The organism is Bartonella sp. M0192, assembly GCF_016102305.1.
GTDB lineage: Bacteria > Pseudomonadota > Alphaproteobacteria > Rhizobiales > Rhizobiaceae > Bartonella > Bartonella apihabitans.
In genome coordinates this window covers 1,794,822-1,814,577 of sequence record NZ_JACFOU010000001.1, presented here as the reverse complement: position 1 = coordinate 1,814,577, position 19,756 = coordinate 1,794,822, and the positions used below count along the sequence as shown (strand labels likewise).

Here is a 19,756-nt window from a genome sequence, read left to right as displayed (position 1 = left end):
ATATTCAAGCAAGTGCTTTGGCAAGATTTTCCGCAATCTTGTCAAGAAAACCTGTTGTTGAAAGCCATTTCTGGTTCGGTCCGATGAGCAGGGCAAGATCCTTGGTCATGAAACCGGATTCAACCGTGTCGACACATACTTTTTCAAGTGTATCGGCAAAGTGCTTCAACTGGTCATTGTTGTCGAGCTTTGCACGGTGTGCCAAACCGCGTGTCCACGCGAAAATTGAAGCAATCGAGTTGGTCGATGTTTCTTCGCCGCGCTGATATTGGCGATAGTGGCGGGTTACTGTTCCATGTGCAGCTTCGGCTTCAACTGTTTTGCCGTCAGGTGTCATAAGAACAGAGGTCATGAGCCCCAAAGAGCCGAACCCCTGAGCCACTGTATCGGATTGGACATCACCATCATAGTTCTTACATGCCCAGACATAACCACCGGACCATTTCAGTGATGAGGCCACCATGTCATCAATCAGACGGTGCTCGTAAGTGAGATGGTATTTATCAAATTCAGACTTGAATTCTTTATCGAAAACTTCCTGAAAGATATCTTTGAAACGGCCATCATAAGCCTTCAAAATGGTATTCTTTGTGGAAAGATAGACCGGAACTTTGCGTTGCAAACCATAATTGAACGATGCACGGGCAAAATCGCGGATTGATGCATCAAGGTTATACATGGCCAATGCAACGCCGGCCCCCGGTGCATCATAAACGTCATGTTCAATAACGGTTCCGTCTTCACCCACAAATTTGATTGTCAGCTTGCCTTTGCCGGGGAATTTGAAATCTGTTGCTTTATATTGGTCACCAAAAGCATGACGACCGATAATGATCGGCTTTGTCCAGTGCGGAACGAGTCGCGGAACGTTTTTGCAAATAATTGGCTCACGGAAAATAACGCCGCCAAGAATGTTACGGATTGTACCATTCGGCGACTTCCACATTTTTTTCAGGTTGAACTCTTTAACGCGCGCTTCGTCGGGTGTGATTGTCGCGCATTTAACGCCAACACCATATTTCTTGATGGCGTTTGCAGCGTCGGTTGTTACCTGATCGTTGGTCGCATCACGATTTTCTATCGAAAGATCATAATATTTCAGATCTACATCGAGATAGGGATGGATCAATTTTTCCTTGATATATTGCCAAATAATGCGTGTCATCTCATCGCCGTCGAGTTCGACGACGGGATTTGCGACCTTGATCTTTGCCATATGATAATCCTCTTCCATAATTTTGGTATTTTTGCCGTTATAACATTCGCAAACACGAACTGGAAAGCCCTAAACCGAGATTATAACGGACCTTTGAAGATGAAGTAGGCGCCGCTTACAATAAGCGCAAAGCCGACAAAATGGTTTATAGTCAGTTTTTCGCCAAGATAAAGAATGGAAAAACCGGAAAATATCAGAAGTGTGATCACTTCCTGAATCGTTTTGAGTTGGGCCGCACTATACACAGTGTGTCCCAATCGGTTTGCCGGAACTGCAAGGCAATATTCAAAAAATGCAATTCCCCAACTTGCAATAATGACGATCATTAACGGCTTGTTGGTGAATTTCAAATGCCCATACCAGGCAAAGGTCATGAAAACATTTGATAACAACAACAAGCCGATAGGCGCGATATAGGGTAAAATTTGCATTTGTCGTAAATTAAAAAAGTTTATAAAGCGCGATCGTAATAAAGTTGAACGCCGGTCAGAGCAGAAATATGTTTGACATAATTCTGGAGCTGCTGTGGCATTTTGATGTTTTTGACAATCGTCAGATTGCGTAATGTCGGAAAGATCATGACATCGTCCCAGCTCAAGTTTTCATTGGTATTATCCGGATGAAAAGACAAAGTTGCGAGTTTGTCTTCGACCTTCTTTTTATGTTCGGCTGTTTCAGCCATCGCCTGATCAAATGATTTGCCAAGGTTTTTTTCTTTTTTGCCTTGAAAATATTCAATGGCTGATTTTGTAGCAAATTCCGGAAGAGACGCTTTTACATTTCGCGGGAAAAGCAATGCATTAATATCCGAAGAGACCTCGGAAAGCTCGTCAGTGACTTTTTTTTGTATGTCTGTTGCCGGAGAAACAACCCGACTTTTTTCGCCAATTTCATCAAATTTATGCGCAATGTCCAAGCTTTCCACCATAGCGGAACCATCGTCGAATTCCAGAATTGGCACCTGTTTTTTGTGAACGAGCCGCATACATGTTTCAGAATCATCATTCAGTAAAACAATATATTCAACAGGAACCTGTTTATATCCGGCCACCATCTTGGCACGGACACAGAATGGGCAATGGTCGTAATAATAAAGTTTCATCGAATAATTCCTTACATCTATAGGAGTTCGCTCAGTGATATGGGCAGCATTGCAGGACTGAAGTTATCTTCTCCAACCTTAGCTCAAAACGACTGATTAGGAAAGAAAAGTAAAATTGAAGAGGAGCGATTTGATTTCGGGATAACGCGCCTGATTTCGCATTAATGTAATACTCCGGTCAATGTATCACTTCCGTCAATGCAACACTCCCGTCAATGCAACAATCAGAGCCGATTATGATCACGGCTGGTCGTTCGCCAATCGCGTCAATGGTTTAGGATAGCAGGAAATCCTTGTTTTCAAAAATGGCAAACATGGTGAGCTTACTATGATCCGTTTATAGAAAACTATAAGACGTGGATTTCATACAAAGAATGTATTGGGTAGAAATTCCTTAGTTTTAACCGATCTGTTTAAAACTGTGCGTTACGAGATCGTTTCCCTGCATTACTGTTTTTTGTTTGTCTTTGTTCAATTGGAATTGCCTCGACCAATAAAACATTTTTCTGGTAGGACAGTTATCTTTACAATTAATCCGGTTTCACAGCTTTTGTCGGTTTATTTGCATATTTCGGTTAATTGAACTATATTATTAACAAAGAATAATGCTGGACTGAATTGGCATTACACCGGAGGCGAAAATGGTATCAATCACATCAACCGACTTGAACTTGGTCAATCATGGTTTTGATGTTCCGGGGTTGCGGGCTGCCCAGAATATTCAGGAAATTGTTCAGGAAAAGAATGCGACACAGACCGTGCGTGTCGATGATCGTAATGTGATGTCGCCACGTATTTCCGACGCGTTATCGCGTATTCAGGAACTTGTTGAAAAAGGTATTAATGCATCCGGCATTATCAATCAGCAAGTCAATTTGAACATGACAAATCCGCAATATTTTACCGGCACTTTGAAGGATGCCGATGCGGCTAAATATGCCGGGTTCGAAGGTGTTCCAACGGGCAATTTTCAGGTGTTTACACCTCCTCAAATCAGTGACGATAAGCTGAAAGACCTTGTTAAATCGACCGCCCAGCTTGGTGGCCTTACAAAAGGTGATGATGCTTTGTTCAAAGCCCTGCAAAATGACACTGCAAAGATCTATAACCAGAAGGATGCCGAAAATCTTCTTGGTAAACCGGTTGACTGGAAGCAGGGGAGCATTGGCGGAACAATGTGGGATCGCAATGCAATTGACCAAAAGGCAGTGCAACAAGTTGCACAGGATGGCAAGCAAATTTTTGCAGGCGCTATCGGATCAATTCATTTTGCTGTTGTCTATTAACAGAAATATACTATTATATTTGTATAACGGTTCAATATAAAATGTATATTGAACCGTTTTTTATATGTTTATTTTTGTAGATTTACTTTTATTTTTCGCAATATGGACTAACTATCAGGCATTTTTATAATATTGTATTTCCGTATATCATTCAAAAATCTTTTTTTTAAAACTGTATAAAAGTTGTTTTTATCTGCCGACAGAGTCTTGAAAATAATCAACAAAAGCGGAAATAAGTCTGTAAGCGGGTGGTGCGTTCGTTATTCTGATTGATGCACCTTAACGTGACAGCTCGGCAAACCGTAATTGTCGAATAAAAGACGGTATTGGAACTTTTTTCGGCCTTATTTTATTATTTAAATTAACAATGGATGCGCTTAGACTGTTTCAAGTCTAGAAAGATGGTATGGAGTGTATAATGCGCTTTCTCATTTCAATTTTGCTTTGTGTGATGACATTGCCGGCCTTTGCTGAAAGCCGTACTGCAATAATCGGAGCTATCCAAGTTATTGATGGGGAAACACTCGAAATTCAAAATCAACGCATAAAATTGTGGGGAGTAGATGCTCCGGAACTTAACCAGACATGTAAAGATGGTCAGGATGCCGGCTATGATTGCGGAAAAGAAGCCGCATCTGCACTTTCGCAATGGCTGACAGAATTGCAACCTGTGCGCTGCGAACCGCGTGGCAATGATAATTCAGGCAATACGATTGCAATTTGCTATACCTCAACTGGGGATGACATAGCAGGCTGGATGGTTCGCAACGGCTATGCGATCGATTGGCCGAAATATTCCAATGGTTTTTACGGCGTTTCAGAAAAACAGGCACAATCAAACAAGAGCGGTGTTTGGCAACATAACGAAGCTGCGCCGTGGAAATTGACTGAAAAATAAAAAATTTAAAAGAGCTAAGCCTTTGTGTCTTCCTTCATCAAGGAGGGGGCGAAAACTGCCATATGTTATAATAGATTATTTGCGCAATTTTAGTCCCCGCAATAGCGAGACGCATATCGAGCCGTCACCTTATAGCTATTTCAGGTAGCCCCTTCGGGCGGAAAGTCATTCGCTCATATAGGAGGCAGGGGTATTGAACTATTAAGCTCGCATTGAAATAACCAGTATCAACCTTGATGCTGGTGAGCATAATTGCCTTTGCCGGTTCAAATATTCATCTTGTCAACGATGTTAACATGGGAGGCAGCAAAGTTTCCAACATAGGTGGCTAAGGCTGCCGATAATATGGCTAAGGGCGTCAAATATGCCTCCGACAAGATGGAGAAGGGGGCTACGACACCAGAATAAAGGACTTTATGGGCAGATAGCTTTGTAGTTAGAGCAGCGCTTCAAGCGATTGCCGGTGGTTTGCTTGGTGGTGTCAATGGAGTTGAGCGGGCAATTAAATCAGCCATTGCTGTTGGTGGACATGAAAAACAAAACCAGCACACACAAAAAAATTATTTTCTTACAATTGGGGGGAACGTCTTGGAAAAAGCCGATATTGAACGGGTGAAAACACTTGCAACCGGCTATTCTTGTCGCCCGCAGGTGGATCGCTTCAAGAAAATAAAACTCCGTCATCCAATCCAAGTCTTATTGAATGAACTTTTTTAAGCATTATCGAAAAAGAGGTTATTTATTAAAATTCGGAAAGTTGAAACCAATACTGAATCGTTTCAAGAAAAATATCTATAAATCCATCATGTAACCTATCTTCAATTTGGAGAAAGTTAACCGGCTATCACACATAAAATATGATCGCCAGACGGATGATTTATGAAAAAGCTTCAAAATATTTAAATGGAGCGTTCATGCTCATGGCGTGAAAATATCACGCCATGATAAAAACTCGAAGTTGACCTAAAAAAGCATTATGATGCCAAGGTAACAAATTTTAGATCCAAATAAGCATTAATAGCTTCAGAACCACCTTCTGTGCCATATCCTGAATCGCGAATACCGCCGAAAGGTACTTCAGGCAAAGCAAGACCGTTGTGGTTAATGGACGTCATACCGGCATCGATAAGTGAACTAAGGGCTTGAACACGTGCAGTTGATTTAGTGAAGGCAAAAGATGCCAAGCCATAACGTAAACGATTAGCCTCGTTGATCATATCATCATCGCTATTATATCGATTGATAATAGCGACTGGTCCGAATGGTTCTTCATTCATTATTTTGGCATCAACGGATACATTGGCAAGAATAGTTGGTTCGAAAAAATAGCCTTTATTGCCAATACGCTTACCACCACAAACCAATTTTGCGCCTTTAGAAATTGCATCAGCGATCATCTTTTCCATTGCTGGAATACGCCTTTCATTTGCTAATGGCCCCATTGAATTTTCTTCGTTTAAACCGTCTCCAACCTTGAGAGATCGAGCAACTTTGGTAAAACCATCAAGAAAGTTTTCATAAACTTTATCTTGTACTATAAAACGGGTCGGTGACGCACAAACTTGTCCGGCATTTCGGAATTTGGATGCCGCCATAATTGAAATCGCTTTATCAACATCGGCATCATCGAAAACAAGTACCGGCGCATGTCCACCTAATTCCATTGTGGCTTTTTTCATATGTTTTCCGGCGATTGCTGCCAAATGTTTACCAATGACAGTAGATCCCGTAAAAGAGATTTTTTCGATTACAGGATGTGGAATAAGAAACTCGGAAATTTCTGCAGGAACGCCAAAAACAAGCGCCATGACTCCGGAAGGTACACCGGCATCAATGAAACATTGTACAAGAGCTGCAGGAGAGGCCGGCGTCTCTTCTGGCGCTTTGATAACGATAGAACAACCGGCAGCTAGAGCGGCGGATAATTTACGAACAACCTGATTAATTGGAAAATTCCAAGGCGTAAAAGCCGCCACCGGTCCAACTGGCCGCTTAATCACCATTTGTGTTACGTTGTCAGCACGTGCAGGAATTATCTGTCCATAAGTACGACGTGCTTCCTCTGCAAACCAGTCAATCGTATCAGCGGCGCCTAATGTTTCAATCTTTGCCTCTTTTAGGATCTTACCCTGTTCACATGTCAATAACCATGCAATTTCATCTGCACGCTCACGTAATAATGTTGCGGCTTTATGCATAATTTTTGAACGATCAAAAACCGAAACGTTTTTCCAAATGTGAAATCCTTTGGCAATGGATTGTGCAGCTTGTTCCAATTGTGCAGTCGTCGCATGAGCAACATGCCCGACTACTTCTTCAGTGGCTGGATTAACAACCGCGATAGATTGATCTCCTCCGTCAACCCACTCACCATTGATCAACAACTTTGTGTCTGGATAGTTTTTTTTTGACATTAGTTTTCCCTTATAATCACATCTCTGTAGCTTAGATAAATTGGAATTAACCACTCTAAGAGAACAACGTTTTATTTTTTATTCTCTGTTGCAAATTTTAATTTAAATAAAATATTACAATAATCAAGTAAAAAAATATATTAAATAAAAAATATTTTTATAAAATTTATAAAATGATATAAGTTATATAGTTAATATATAATTACTATAAATAAATATATATAATCATATAAATAACAATCAAAATCGTACAATATTTTTCACAATTTATTTATAAAAGTAAGAGTTATTAAAACCCGCATCTAACAAAAAATATTTCTAAAATATTTGTATCTGTTGAATTAGGAAAATACTGGTCTTCGTGACAACTCAAACCTGATTTGACGACACTCCATCTCTCACTTCCAGAAAATCTGCATTCATTTCATCAAGATTATTTACTCCAAGCATGGCGATATTTCGCTCAACCTCATCACCAAGTAATTTTATGGCATGTTCAATTCCTTGTTCGCCATCTACGGCAGCTGCATAGAGGAAAGGGCGGCCGACGAATACAAAGTCAGCACCAAGTGCTAATGCCTTTAAAATATCACTACCTCGACGGAAACCACTATCAATAATAATTGGATAGTCGCCAACAACCTTACGAATTTTTGGTAATACGCTAACCGGAGAAACACTACCGTCCAATTGGCGCCCGCCATGATTAGAAATCCAAACAGCGTCTACACCACTTTCTTTTGCTTTGATCGCATCTTCAGCAGAAAGAATTCCTTTAACGATAAAATTACCTTTCCAATTTTTGCGAATAAGCTCGACGTGCTTCCAATTCAGCTGGTCTCTTGCCCCCCGGGCACGTTCGAAATTACGCGAGATAATAGGAGGCCCTCGAAAATAATCCATATTTTCGAAATGCGGAACTCCGTTACAAAAAGATCTTAAAAATGTTTGTATCGACCACACAGGATGCGTTATCCCATCCCAAGCAAGCCGGAAATTCGGTTTTAAAGGAGTTGAAAACCCGGTTTTTTCATTGTTTTCGCGATTGGCTGTAACTGGCAAATCAACCGTTAGAACGATATTTTCAAAACCGGAAGCTTTAACTCTTTCAAGCATTTGCAAAATTCTATTGTCTTCACCAGGCAGGTAAAGTTGAAACCATTTACAGTCTTCTTTTTTTCCAAGTTTTTCTAACTTTATAAGCGAGGTTGCACTCAAAACCATGGGGATATTTTGTTTGTTGGCAGCACGACAAAGTTGGATATCCCCTTGCCAAGTGGCTAAAGCTGAAAGCCCCATTGGAGCAATACCAAATGGATACTTATATTTTTTTCCAAATAAACTGTGTTGAGTAGACCGCTTCGATACATCGCGCAATATACGTGGAACAAAGAAATAATTTTGAAAAATATCACGATTATATTTCAACGATTGATTAGTTTCAGCTGCACCGGAATAATATCCATAAATTTGACGAGGCAATTTTTTGCGAGCAAATATCTCGAAGTCATCAAGACTATATATATTACATAATTTCTTTGGTATTTTTCTAGTTATTCGTTTTTGTTGAACAACGTTGTCTTGCAATATATCTTTTTTCATAATTAATAATACCTTTGTTTAAATAATTATTAATATTTTGGAAACTGATAAAGTTTGTGAGGATTTTCAACAAAAACCTTATGGCGATCTTTTACATCAGGTGCCCAGTCAGCCATTAAATTTAAGAGATCACCGACATTCATCATATGTTTCCAGTGTGATACATGTGGCCAATCAGAACCATAAACACATCGGTCTGGAGCTGCTTGATGAATTTGCCTAACGAATGGTATTGTATCGAGATAAGGAAATCCTTCTACGCTATTACGATACGCACCAGACAATTTAACCCAGCCGCCGTCTCTGAGCATAGATAACATAGTTTGAAAACTTGGATCGAGTAGACTACGATTAACCGGGAAGTGCTCCCAATGATCAATAACATAAGGGATAGAAATATTCTTAATTCGGGGTACTAAAGATGGTAAATCATCTACACCAATTAAAAACTCCAGGTGCCACCCCGTATCTTTAGCTAAATCAATATAGAATTCCACGTGTTCAAAACCAATTCCGCCGCCATAAAGTACATTCAGGCGTAAGCCAACAATTCCTGCATCTTTTAAAGCAACATATTGTTTTTCCGGTAACCCGAGTGGGACTACTGCTATACCGGCAAGCCTTTTTGGATAGGAATGTAAAGCTTCAAGAAGTAAGCGATTATCGCTACCATGTACAGACACCTGAACCAGAACACCGTATTGCATGCCTGTTGCGTCGAGCATTGCAATATATTTTTCAATTGTCGCTTCCGGTGGATCATAACTACGTGTTTCAACGAAAGGATATTGCGGGGGAAGTCCAATCACATGAGCATGACAATCCACAGCCCCTTCGGGTACAACAATTCGGGTTGGAGGCAATTGGACATCAGCAGGGCCCGGGCATGGTCTAATGAATTGCGACATTTTAATCCTCCAAAACACGACCACGGGTTTCCGGTAAAATAAATGCAGCAATAAAGAAAAGACTATATGCGCAAGTTGCAAAAATAGCGACAGCCGCTGCTAAGCCTATTTGTCCTGCCAAATACCCCACCAACGGCGGGAATAATGCACCCGAACCCCGCCCAAAATTATAGCAAAACCCCTGACCTGAACCACGTAATCGTGTTGGATAAAGTTCTGTAAGAAATGCTCCCATTCCTGAAAAGTATCCAGATGCAAAAAAAACTAAAGGAAAACCTAGAAACCACAACCAAGCATTAGAAAATGGTACAAGTGTATAAATTAATACAATCGCTATAGATCCAAGAGAAAATACTAAAAACAGCATACGCCTACCAATACGGTCAGCCAACCATGCACCAACTAAATAGCCTATAAAAGAACCAATAATGAGTGTAGCAAGATAACCGGTTGAAGATACAATTGATAAACCACGTTCACCGGTTAAATATCTTGGCACCCATGTCGTAATCGCATAATACCCCCCTTGACAACCAGCCGACGCGAGAGAAGCAAAAAGAGTTGTTTTCGCAATTGGTCGTTTAAAAATTTCCCATATTTTCGGTTTATTGCCGAGTTGTTTAGCGGCTAATCGTGCTTTTTCCGAAATAGCAGGCTCTTTAACATGCCGTCTTATATAAAAAATCAATAAAGCAGGCAAAGCACCAACAACAAACATATAACGCCATGCAATCTCATGAGGTATAAAAGAAAACAATATAGCTTGTGCCAATACAGCTCCGCCCCAACCAACGGCATAACCGGCTTGCACACAACCAACGGCATAACCGGCGTGCACACAACCAACTGCTCGTCCGCGGTATTGAGTTCTAACAGTTTCTCCTAATAGGACAGCACCGGTAGCCCATTCTCCACCAACCCCTAGTCCAAGCAGTGCACAAAAAATCATTAATTGTTCAAAATTTTGTGCTAAAGCACATAATAAAGAAAAAAAAGAAAACCAGACAATCGTTATTTGCAATGTGGTTACACGCCCGATATGATCAGCTAAATATCCAGCTAACCACCCCCCAACGGCTGAGGCCAGCAGTGTAATTGTAACAGCCATGCCTGCCATACCCTCATTGATTTGCCACATGGCAATTATAGTCCCAATGACTAACGGGTAAATCATGACATCCAGCCCATCAAGCGCCCAACCTGATGCACAAGCCCAGAATGTTTTACGTTCGGTTTGATTCATATCAAGATAGAAAGCAGCAAGACTAGAATCTTCAACTTCAATTGTTTTTATATTTTTCATTTATTCCCGCTTATAAAATTATTGAATTAATATTCACGATGCGATTTTGTTATAATTCTCCATTCTGTAACCGCTCCTGTTTGCAGCATTAATAAGATGCGAGCGCATGGCACTATAAGCAGCCGTTCCATTACCGGATTTTATTGCATCGTAAATTTGATAATGTTCTTTTAAGACGACCGGTATTTGATCAGGATGCTTGTTATTCGTATTGTAAACGGCTTTGTGAACCAGACTTCTTATTTGATCGTTGAGGAAAAAGACAAATTTTTCAAAATATTCATTTCCCGTTGCTTTAGCGATAAGAAGGTGAAATTCCGCATCTGCTTGCGCTCTTGTTTCAAGATTTTTCATGCGCATGAGCGTTTTTTCAATTGAAACAAGATGCTCATCATTACGCCTATACGCCGCGAGTTCAGCTGTTGATGCCTCCATAGCAATACGCAACTCATACAAAGCAGCAAAACTATTTTTGTTATCAATATCTGTTAGCCTAAACACCGGCTGCGGCTTAGGCGATATAACAAATACTCCAACGCCTTGTCGGCTTTCTATTAAACCTTCACTTTTTAATGTGGTGACAGCCTCGCGGACAGTCGTACGACTTACCCCCAAATCCTGTATCAGATCGTTTTCAGTGGGTAACTTCTCACCTATTTTTAATCTACTTATCATTGTTCGTATTTTATCTGTCACAACGTCAACTAAAGTGGAAGGTCGTCTAAATTGTTCTTTAATCATTATGTAACCATTAAAATGTTGTTATGCGTAGCCAGACTTAATACGTTAAGTCCAGCTGGTGCGCTTCAACCGGATCTACCTTTGCACCTTTTCTACGTCAATTTTGATCAATATAGATGTCATCATCAAATGTTTTATAACCTCGTTCAAAGTCAGCAAATTGGCACATTTTTCATTTTGAATTAAAAGGTCCCCCGTATTAAGAAACTAGTTTCTTACTTACACAAAATATATCTATAATTTAACCACCAAGAAAAAAGTTAATATGTTTTTTTATGATGTTTTTATTTACATTAAATTCTTTTAATCGGCTATATAAATAGCACTCTAGACATACTACATTTGTCATAAGCTCGTTATTGAAGCGTTTTTATTCACTTTATTCTGCCTGTAGTGAAGATAACTTGCGACGATCATAATAAGTATTGTAAACATTATAAATATAAAAGCTGCGGCAGCTATCGATGGACTAACGTTTTCTTTCACTGTAGAAAACATTTGTCTTGATATGGTTCTTTGCGCAGGACCTGCGACAAACATTGTTAAAATGACCTCGTCAAGTGAAGTTGCAAAAGCAAAAACAGCACCTGTTGCAATGCCGGGAAAAGCTAATGGTAATGTAATACGAAAAAACACCGATACAGGCGATGCATGAAGACTTGCAGCAGCAAACTCGAGCCTTCTATCTATTCCTTTAACAGACGAACTTACACATATTACAACGAACGGAATTGCAATGACGGTATGGGCAATAATCAAACCTCCATATGTATTGATGATATGAAAATTAGAAAATAAAATCTGCATTCCTACGCCTGTAACAACGGCAGGAACAATCATCGGTAACAGAAACAGCGTATTAAACAGATTTGGGAAGAACACTCTTTCGCGCAACCCGATTGCAGCAAGTGTCCCGAGAATGACTGCTAAAATAGTTGTACCAGTGCCAACTATTAAACTGTTGATGATGGCATTATACCAAACAGAGGTATAAAAAATATCATAAAACCATCGCAAGGAAAATCCGGGAATAGGGTAGGACAGTACTATGCTATTCGTAAATGCCAAGGGCAATATAGCTATTAGTGGAGCCAAAAGAAAAACTATCAAACAACCGGAAAATAATGCTTTTAAAAAATTCAACATGTATATACCTCTTATATCTAATATTTTTCTTTGGAAGCCATATTATAGAAAGTATAAAGCATTAACGTTGTAACTAATAAAACTGCTCCTAATGCGCTTGCCATGCCCCAATTTGCACTGTTTAAAGCGTAAAAAGCTATAATAGAACTAAGCATCTGATCACTTGGCCCCCCGATTAGTGCCGGAGTGATATAGTAGCCAATTGCTGAAATAAAAACCAGCAGTCCACCTGCTGCCACACCGCGTAAAGACAAAGGTAATAAGACACGTAAAAAAGCTCTAATAGGATGAGCGCCGAGGCTAGCAGCAGCCGGCATCAAGTTCTTGGGTATTGACAACAAAACACCATAGATAGGTAAAACCATCAATGGTAGTAAAACGTGAACCATAGCAATAACAACACCGGTTCTATTGAATAACAAGTGTAAAGGGCTATCAATTAAATTTAGATTCATCAAAATAGTATTTATCAATCCGCTATCTTGTAATATAACGTACCAGGCGGATGTTCTAACTAACAAAGATGTCCAGAGAGGCAATAAAACTGCCGCTAAAAGTATTTGCCGTTTCCATGTCGAAACCGACGCCATGATCATCGCATAAGGCAAGCCAATAATGATACATAACAAGGTTACAAGTAACGAAATTATGAGCGTACGAGCCATAATCGACATATTAGCGGATTGAGACGCGTCTACCATATGAATGGAACCATTTTTGTCGCGTTCCATATCAATTGCTGACAATAGATACTGATCAGTATAAACCGGCAATGCTCTAGCGACTGCATTCCAGTATAACGGTTGCGCCCATCTTTTATCAATTGCTGTCATTTCCGGATAGTCAGTTGATGCGGGATCTATTTTATCAACGGCATTGACTGTATTAGACATCAAAGTCCGAAACCCGGCTTGTTGACTGTTAAGTTTGCGGATTACTTCACCTCTGACCTGATTATCGGTTATTCTTTGTAGGTCTTTCATAAAGGCAATTTCAAGCGAGCGTGGCGGTTTGGAAACTTTATCCCACTTAACAATTTCTTCATTAGTCAAAGGGAAATTGATTGTCATTACTGGATCAGAAATAGCTTGCTTGAAAACAGTTGCCAAAGGCCATATAAAAAATATTGCAACAAATATTGCCAATGGAGCAACCAAAAAATAAGCTCTAAATCGAAATAATAGTTGATTAATCATTTAACAATCCAACAATTATTAGCGTTGAAATTAATTATTAAACGGTTATTACTTACAAAAGTAGAATTCATGCGATCGCTTCGCACTATTACTTTACCGATCTCTGTATCAACATCTATACGTGTATGTTCACCACGATATACTGTATCTCTGACTTTCCCCGGCAACATATTATCATTCGCTAAGGGGGATTTACTCAAGGTTATGCATTCGGGGCGAAGAGAAATTTCAATTTCCTCTCCTAATTTAACACTGTTTATTTTAGTAACTTTAAGTTCAGTGTCATTGATTTTCATTCTTATAAAATTATCATCGATTGATGCGATAATGCCTTTTATAAGATTTGTTTCACCAATAAACTGGGCAACAAAGTCAGTTTTTGGTTTTTCATATATTTCTAAAGGCGTCCCGATTTGCTCTATGTTTCCTTTATTAAAAACAGCTATCCGGTCTGACATTGTTAGTGCTTCTGATTGATCATGTGTAACAAAAACAACGGTAAGGCCAAGTCTCTTATGCATATCGCGTATATCTAATTGCATCTGCTCTCGCAGCTGCTTATCAAGCGCCCCGAAGGGTTCATCCATCAATATGACACGTGGTTCAAAAACAAGTGCCCGCGCGAGTGCGATACGCTGCTGTTGCCCACCCGACATTTCAGTGGGGCGCCGTTTGCCATAATCGGACAATTGCACCATATCCAATGCTTTTTGAACTTTCTGTTTAATAATTGATCTCGAATATCGCCGCATTTTCAAGGGGAAGGCGATATTTTCAGCCACCGTCATATGAGGAAATAAAGCATAATTTTGAAAAACCACTCCTAAGCCACGTTTATGAGGCGGTAGGTTTTCTATGTGTGTGCCATCGAGAGAGACCGAGCCGCTCGTAGCTTTTTCAAAACCTGCTAAAATCATTAATAAAGTGGTCTTTCCCGAACCGGATGGCCCCAACAGACTAATAAATTCTCCCTTTTTTATATCAAGATTAAGATCTTCTATAACAGTTAATGCGCCATACTTTTTCTTTAGTGATGACACAGCAATACGTGTTTCATCTTGTACCATGATGTTCCCTATAGTGTCTTGATTGGAGCAAGAGGCAAAGGTACGAATTTTGACTCTTGCTCATAGTAATTATTAAAAAAACTATTGTGCTAACCAAGCATTATAGCGTTCTGTTAAAGCTTCTAAATTGTCTGTCCAGAATTCTACATTTATAGGTATAGAAACTTTCATATTATCAGGATTTGTCGGCAAATCTTTATTACGTTCAGGATCTATATCCATTGCTGCTTTTTTATTAATGACACCATTTGCCAAGTATTGTGGAACACGAGATTGTTGTTCGTAAGCTTCTATGAAAGAGATTAATTTTGTAGCGTTATCAATGTTAGGGCTATTTTTCATAATAACCCAGGAATCGATTGAATAAATACTTTGATTCCAAACAATTTGAAGATGACGGTTTTCGAGCTTATCAACAGCATCAATGCGTGCACTATATGCAGCAGCCATAACAACATCACCTGAAATCAATAGTTGTACAGGCTGTGTCCCGGACTCCCACCATATGATATCTGATTTAATCTCATCAAGTTTTTTAAATGCACGATCTACGCCTTCCGGTGTAGATAACACATCGTAAACTTCAGTCGCTGGCACGCCATCTGCCATTAACGCATATTCTAGAGTAAATTTAGGACCTTTACGAAGCGTTCTTTTTCCCGGATATTTTTTCTTATCCCAAAAATCAACCCAATTTTTTGGACCGTTTTCAGGAAAGCGGTCTTTATCATAGGCTAATGTCGTTGACCAAACATAGGAGCCTGCACCACAATCCGATACTGAGCCATCTATAAAGTCATCTTTATTTCCAATTTTACTCCAGTCTAGTTTTTCAAACAAACCATCTTGGCAACCAAGCGATAGCTCTTCAGCTTCAACCATAACAACATCCCAATTAGGGACACCTGCTTGAACTTTGGATTGCAATATTCCATAACCACCACCCCATGTATCTTCAACGATAGGAATATTCGTTTTCTTGATAAAAGGCTCGAAGAAAGCCTTTCTATGGGCATCTTGTGTTGTGCCTCCCCAGCCAACAACAGTTAAATCACGTGCTTGAGCAACTCCCAAAGACGCTATTGAAAGCAAAACGATTGCTGTAGATTTTATAATTTTTTTCATTAGGTTCCCTCATGTTATTTTTTATGGTTTCAATTGCTTCGACACAACATCTAATGAACGACTAACAATATTAACGAGATCATCAATTTGCTGTTTAGTAATAATCATAGGTGGGCAAAATGCTAAGGCGTCACCCATATTTCTGGATATAACTCCATTTTCGACCAGCTCTTGGTTCATCATCGCACCAAGCGCACCAACTTTCCCATTAAGCGGTAGCTTCTTTGCTTTATCTGCCACCAATTCGATAGCTGCAATCAAGCCAACTCCACGCACTTCACCTACTAATGGATGATCAGAAAGCTCACGCAGTTTTTTCTGCATATAAGCACCAACATTACTTGCATTATCAACGAGTTTCCGCTCTTCAATTATTTTGATATTTTCTACCGCAACAGCTGCCGCGACCGGATGACCGCCAGCCGTAAATCCATGTCCGAAGGTACCTAATCTATTGGATTCATCGGCAATTGGATTATAAACTTTATCATTTATAAGAAATGCTGAAATTGGCATATAAGAAGATGATATCTGCTTTGACATAACCATAATATCTGGTTTAATCGAGTAGGTCTCACTACCAAACATTTTACCGGTACGACCAAATCCGCATATAACTTCATCAGCAATTAATAAAATATCGTATTTTTTTAAGACTGCTTGAATTTTCTCCCAATATGTCTTTGGGGGAGTGATAACACCACCGGCTCCCATAACTGGTTCACCAATAAAAGCTGCAATTGTATCAGGACCTTGAGAAAGAATTAAAGTCTCTAATTCTTTTGCAAGTCTTGTTGCAAATTGTTCTTCACTTTCGCCTTCTGCTGCATCTCTCCAATAATGAGGAGATGAAGTGTGCATTATGTTGGCAATAGGTAAATCAAATGAAATTTGATTTGCAGGTAATCCGGTTAAACTACCTGAGGCAACTGTTACACCATGATACCCTTTGCGTCGTGCAATAATTTTTTTCTTCCTCGGCTGCCCCATGGCATTTGCCCGATACCAAACCATTTTTATGACTGTATCATTCGCCTCGGAACCTGAATTCGTAAAAAAAGCCTTGGACATAGGAACAGGAGCGAGATTGACGAGTTTCTCGGCTAATTCAATAGCAGGACTATGAGATTTATGCGTAAAGTTATGATAATAAGGCAATTTTTTCATCTGCTTTACAGCCGCGTCTACCAAGCGTTGCTCAGAAAAGCCTACGCCAACACTCCACAGGCCGGCTAAAGCTTCAATATATTTTTTTCCATTACTATCTTCGACATAAATACCTTCACCTTTTTCAATGATCATCGGACCAATTTCTTCATGACGTCTTGCATTGGTATTGCCGTGCATATGATAACTGATGTCACGTGCCTCAGGTGAATTAGGCTTAAAATGCATAATGAATTCCTTTCTGATTTATTTTGTAAATTTGCATGCTATTAAATTGTTCGAAATTTAAATTGTTGACACTCCCCCCCAAAAAAATAAATGTCATATCTAAAGTAAAAACTGTCACTAACGAAATTAGGCGGTAAAACTATACTCTCTGTCCACCGTCAATTGATAATTCTGCTCCATTGATATAGGAAGAATTCGACGAGCATAAAAAATATATACTGCTTGCCACCTCATGAGGTTTTCCGAGGCGACGCATAGGTACAACTTTATCAACAAGCTCATCTGTACCGGGAGACAATATCGACGTGTCAATTTCACCGGGAGAAACCGAATTTGCTCGCAAGCCAAGTGCCCCAAACTCATAAGCCATCTCACGCGTAAGCGCTGTTAGGCCGGCTTTAGAAACTGCATAAGCAACACCGGCATAAGGATGTACTCTTACGCCAGCTATTGAGGTAACATTTACAATAGAACCGCCTGCTGAAATCAACTCTGGCAAAACAGCGCGCGTAAGTAACGCAGCAGACACAAGATTAGTATTTAAAGTCTTACACCAAACGTCTTTGTCTGTTTCTAAAATACCTAAGCGTTTCTTATCGGGACTTTTAAGCGAAATCCCTGCATTATTTATCAATGCGTGCAATTTACCATCAGTTAAACGCTTGCGCACTTCTGACACTAATAAGTCAATTTTTGAAAGGTCTGAAAGGTCAATCTGTATATGATTATCTTCATGCAGTGCGCACAAATGGTTGTTTGAAAAATTACTTCGCGAAACACTTAAAACATGCCATCCCCGCTCGGCAAAGAGCTTACTTGTAGCATAACCTATCCCACGGCTAGCTCCAGTAACGAGAACAAAACGTTCCTCTTTTCCCATGTTCTGGTATCCCCCTCCAACTCATCAGGTCATAGTATGAGTTAACAAATCTTATGTCAATAGTATTTTTTCACGTAATTCTAGAGGTGTTGTCAGACTAAACTTGACTAAATGGTATTTATAAGTACATCTTCAGATAGGATTTCATGTTTTAATTTTCTGGGATTGCACGTCATTTTTTAACGAACAATAAATGGAATAAAAAATGATTGACAGTTTATAGGCAATATAAATTTGCAAATATAGAATATTATATATTCATATATAATATATGTTTTATGTGAATATTTGTTATGATATGGCGTCATATTGAATAGGATAATATGAATAAAATATACTACTATTTTTCGTATATAAGTTTTTAATATTATTTTATTTTTTGATAAAATTATTAAACCGGGAAGAGATGCTAAAAATTGCTAACAATTCGGCAGTGTGTCCCTGCATACCTCGATGCAAAATGTATGGCCTGCTACTTTTAAGTAAAGTGTTATCAGAGGGGTAGGACAAAATCTCCGTTGGTATCTTTAGTAGGGGAGGCTCACGTAAGGAAAAATAAGAAAATCTGGAAATAACATTGTTGTCTCAGTGTTATTCCGGCATTGAACCTGCAGGTACTCAATTTTAACGATGATATGTCGTTCTATCAAATCTCGAATTTTTTGAAGGCTGACGTTAAAACAAAATATGTTCACAATCATCAGTTGTTAAAACCAATTAACCTGGCAAAAACGTTCAATTGTCAGAAACACAGGAAAGTGCAATTGAGCAATTTATACATTTTGAAAAACATTAATTACGCTAACGGATAAATATTTATCGGTACCAGAAAGGGAAAATAGAAGAGATAGGTTTGTTTATAAGTTAGGTAGCCGTAGTTTGAAGGTTGAGACAACCAAAAATGCTTCGAAGGATTTTCCGGGTATTGGGTGGCGGTGCGGTGAAATTGTTTAACCTGTAGAATATAACTTGATGCGGATTGCGTATTTCTAAGATTGGAAATCGCAGACAGGAAAATTTTCTAGTTTGCTCTTGGCCAAATGACGGGCATTATTCTTCTGATAGAAGACGCGCCGGAGATTATGTCATTTCAGCCTTTATCGGCAAACAAATAGTCCGTGTTTGTTAACCGGTATAGACCTTTTGTAACGAAGGGTAGACTTACATAGCGCTGTAGATGGTGCTTGGTGTCCGTCTTCAAATGGTTCGAGATAATTTACGTATAAAACAAGAGAAGTTTCTGCCTGTTCTGGTTTGTTTTCAACTTGAGGGACGAACGTAAAGAAGGAGTGGACTTTCCTCCGTTTAGTGGAGCGTCAATTTTGTCATTTTTTGTTTTTTCACTTCGAATTGGATAGGTGATTTGTCTCCGAGAGCGGAATGTGTTTTTTCGGTTGAGCTTCAAACGCAAAACAAACTGCCGAACTCTCGAATAAATTGAGTGGAGACAAAAGTAATAGTGCGTGATGATAGAAAA

At 39.4% G+C, this 19,756-nt stretch carries 17 protein-coding genes; 3 read left to right on the top strand and 14 right to left on the bottom strand.

Annotated elements, in window-relative coordinates; all coding sequences use genetic code 11:
- Positions 1-4 precede the first annotated feature (4 nt).
- The 3 genes from H3S82_RS07935 to grxB form a co-directional block, all read right to left on the bottom strand.
- Complete coding sequence (locus tag H3S82_RS07935) at positions 5-1,216, bottom strand: NADP-dependent isocitrate dehydrogenase (protein ID WP_077973559.1); 1,212 nt, start codon at positions 1,214-1,216, stop codon at positions 5-7.
- An 80-nt stretch (positions 1,217-1,296) separates the two neighbouring features.
- The gene (locus H3S82_RS07930) at positions 1,297-1,647 is read right to left on the bottom strand and encodes a DMT family protein (protein WP_077971728.1); all 351 of its coding nucleotides are present in this window, start codon (positions 1,645-1,647) and stop codon (positions 1,297-1,299) included.
- A 20-nt stretch (positions 1,648-1,667) separates the two neighbouring features.
- Positions 1,668-2,318, bottom strand: a complete 651-nt coding sequence (gene grxB, locus H3S82_RS07925; RefSeq protein WP_198233049.1) for a glutaredoxin 2 — start codon at positions 2,316-2,318, stop codon at positions 1,668-1,670.
- Between the two features lie 641 nt (positions 2,319-2,959).
- Here grxB and H3S82_RS07920 point away from each other — a divergent pair.
- The 3 genes from H3S82_RS07920 to H3S82_RS07910 all read left to right on the top strand — a co-directional run bounded on the left by H3S82_RS07920 (position 2,960) and on the right by H3S82_RS07910 (position 5,219).
- Positions 2,960-3,604, top strand: a complete 645-nt coding sequence (locus tag H3S82_RS07920; protein ID WP_077971724.1) for a hypothetical protein — start codon at positions 2,960-2,962, stop codon at positions 3,602-3,604.
- A gap of 418 nt (positions 3,605-4,022) precedes the next feature.
- Positions 4,023-4,502, top strand: coding sequence for a thermonuclease family protein (locus H3S82_RS07915; RefSeq protein WP_198224439.1), 480 nt, complete (start codon positions 4,023-4,025; stop codon positions 4,500-4,502).
- A 468-nt stretch (positions 4,503-4,970) separates the two neighbouring features.
- Positions 4,971-5,219, top strand: a complete 249-nt coding sequence (locus tag H3S82_RS07910) for a hypothetical protein (RefSeq protein WP_198233048.1) — start codon at positions 4,971-4,973, stop codon at positions 5,217-5,219.
- Between the two features lie 257 nt (positions 5,220-5,476).
- On the opposite strand, the gene H3S82_RS07905 is transcribed toward H3S82_RS07910, so the two are convergent.
- The 11 genes from H3S82_RS07905 to H3S82_RS07855 all read right to left on the bottom strand — a co-directional run bounded on the left by H3S82_RS07905 (position 5,477) and on the right by H3S82_RS07855 (position 18,279).
- Positions 5,477-6,916 (bottom strand): NAD-dependent succinate-semialdehyde dehydrogenase, encoded by a 1,440-nt coding sequence (locus H3S82_RS07905; RefSeq protein ID WP_198233047.1) that lies wholly within the window; start codon positions 6,914-6,916, stop codon positions 5,477-5,479.
- Between the two features lie 369 nt (positions 6,917-7,285).
- Positions 7,286-8,518: an alpha-hydroxy acid oxidase gene (locus tag H3S82_RS07900; protein WP_198233046.1), complete on the bottom strand. Its 1,233-nt coding sequence runs from the start codon at positions 8,516-8,518 to the stop codon at positions 7,286-7,288.
- Between the two features lie 29 nt (positions 8,519-8,547).
- Entirely contained in the window at positions 8,548-9,426 is an 879-nt protein-coding gene (locus H3S82_RS07895; protein WP_198233045.1) for an amidohydrolase, read from the bottom strand.
- 1 nt (position 9,427) lies between these two features.
- Complete coding sequence (locus H3S82_RS07890; RefSeq protein WP_198233044.1) at positions 9,428-10,729, bottom strand: MFS transporter; 1,302 nt, start codon at positions 10,727-10,729, stop codon at positions 9,428-9,430.
- A gap of 33 nt (positions 10,730-10,762) precedes the next feature.
- Positions 10,763-11,470, bottom strand: a complete 708-nt coding sequence (locus H3S82_RS07885; protein WP_198233043.1) for a FadR/GntR family transcriptional regulator — start codon at positions 11,468-11,470, stop codon at positions 10,763-10,765.
- Positions 11,471-11,815: 345 nt separating this feature from the next.
- Complete coding sequence (locus tag H3S82_RS07880) at positions 11,816-12,616, bottom strand: ABC transporter permease (protein WP_198233042.1); 801 nt, start codon at positions 12,614-12,616, stop codon at positions 11,816-11,818.
- Positions 12,617-12,633: 17 nt separating this feature from the next.
- Positions 12,634-13,812 (bottom strand): ABC transporter permease, encoded by a 1,179-nt coding sequence (locus H3S82_RS07875; protein WP_198233041.1) that lies wholly within the window; start codon positions 13,810-13,812, stop codon positions 12,634-12,636.
- A complete protein-coding gene (locus H3S82_RS07870; RefSeq protein WP_198233040.1) occupies positions 13,809-14,879 on the bottom strand; it encodes an ABC transporter ATP-binding protein in 1,071 nt (356 codons plus the stop codon). The genes H3S82_RS07875 and H3S82_RS07870 overlap by 4 nt, the downstream gene beginning before the upstream one ends.
- 81 nt (positions 14,880-14,960) lie before the next feature.
- Positions 14,961-16,004, bottom strand: coding sequence for an ABC transporter substrate-binding protein (locus H3S82_RS07865; protein ID WP_198233039.1), 1,044 nt, complete (start codon positions 16,002-16,004; stop codon positions 14,961-14,963).
- Positions 16,005-16,025: 21 nt separating this feature from the next.
- Positions 16,026-17,399, bottom strand: coding sequence for an aspartate aminotransferase family protein (locus tag H3S82_RS07860; protein ID WP_198233038.1), 1,374 nt, complete (start codon positions 17,397-17,399; stop codon positions 16,026-16,028).
- 139 nt (positions 17,400-17,538) lie between these two features.
- Positions 17,539-18,279: an SDR family NAD(P)-dependent oxidoreductase gene (locus H3S82_RS07855; protein WP_198233037.1), complete on the bottom strand. Its 741-nt coding sequence runs from the start codon at positions 18,277-18,279 to the stop codon at positions 17,539-17,541.
- Positions 18,280-19,756 lie beyond the last annotated feature (1,477 nt).

Excerpts from the sequence above, each read along its gene's own strand:
- H3S82_RS07935 (WP_077973559.1), bottom strand. The coding sequence starts at position 1,216 with ATGGCAAAGATCAAGGTCGCAAATCCCGTCGTCGAACTCGACGGCGAT.
- H3S82_RS07930 (WP_077971728.1), bottom strand. The coding sequence starts at position 1,647 with ATGCAAATTTTACCCTATATCGCGCCTATCGGCTTGTTGTTGTTATCA.
- grxB (WP_198233049.1), bottom strand. The coding sequence starts at position 2,318 with ATGAAACTTTATTATTACGACCATTGCCCATTCTGTGTCCGTGCCAAG.
- H3S82_RS07920 (WP_077971724.1), top strand. The coding sequence starts at position 2,960 with ATGGTATCAATCACATCAACCGACTTGAACTTGGTCAATCATGGTTTT.
- H3S82_RS07915 (WP_198224439.1), top strand. The coding sequence starts at position 4,023 with ATGCGCTTTCTCATTTCAATTTTGCTTTGTGTGATGACATTGCCGGCC.
- H3S82_RS07905 (WP_198233047.1), bottom strand. The coding sequence starts at position 6,916 with ATGTCAAAAAAAAACTATCCAGACACAAAGTTGTTGATCAATGGTGAG.
- H3S82_RS07900 (WP_198233046.1), bottom strand. The coding sequence starts at position 8,518 with ATGAAAAAAGATATATTGCAAGACAACGTTGTTCAACAAAAACGAATA.
- H3S82_RS07895 (WP_198233045.1), bottom strand. The coding sequence starts at position 9,426 with ATGTCGCAATTCATTAGACCATGCCCGGGCCCTGCTGATGTCCAATTG.
- H3S82_RS07890 (WP_198233044.1), bottom strand. The coding sequence starts at position 10,729 with ATGAAAAATATAAAAACAATTGAAGTTGAAGATTCTAGTCTTGCTGCT.
- H3S82_RS07885 (WP_198233043.1), bottom strand. The coding sequence starts at position 11,470 with ATGATTAAAGAACAATTTAGACGACCTTCCACTTTAGTTGACGTTGTG.
- H3S82_RS07880 (WP_198233042.1), bottom strand. The coding sequence starts at position 12,616 with ATGTTGAATTTTTTAAAAGCATTATTTTCCGGTTGTTTGATAGTTTTT.
- H3S82_RS07875 (WP_198233041.1), bottom strand. The coding sequence starts at position 13,812 with ATGATTAATCAACTATTATTTCGATTTAGAGCTTATTTTTTGGTTGCT.
- H3S82_RS07870 (WP_198233040.1), bottom strand. The coding sequence starts at position 14,879 with ATGGTACAAGATGAAACACGTATTGCTGTGTCATCACTAAAGAAAAAG.
- H3S82_RS07865 (WP_198233039.1), bottom strand. The coding sequence starts at position 16,004 with ATGAAAAAAATTATAAAATCTACAGCAATCGTTTTGCTTTCAATAGCG.
- H3S82_RS07860 (WP_198233038.1), bottom strand. The coding sequence starts at position 17,399 with ATGCATTTTAAGCCTAATTCACCTGAGGCACGTGACATCAGTTATCAT.
- H3S82_RS07855 (WP_198233037.1), bottom strand. The coding sequence starts at position 18,279 with ATGGGAAAAGAGGAACGTTTTGTTCTCGTTACTGGAGCTAGCCGTGGG.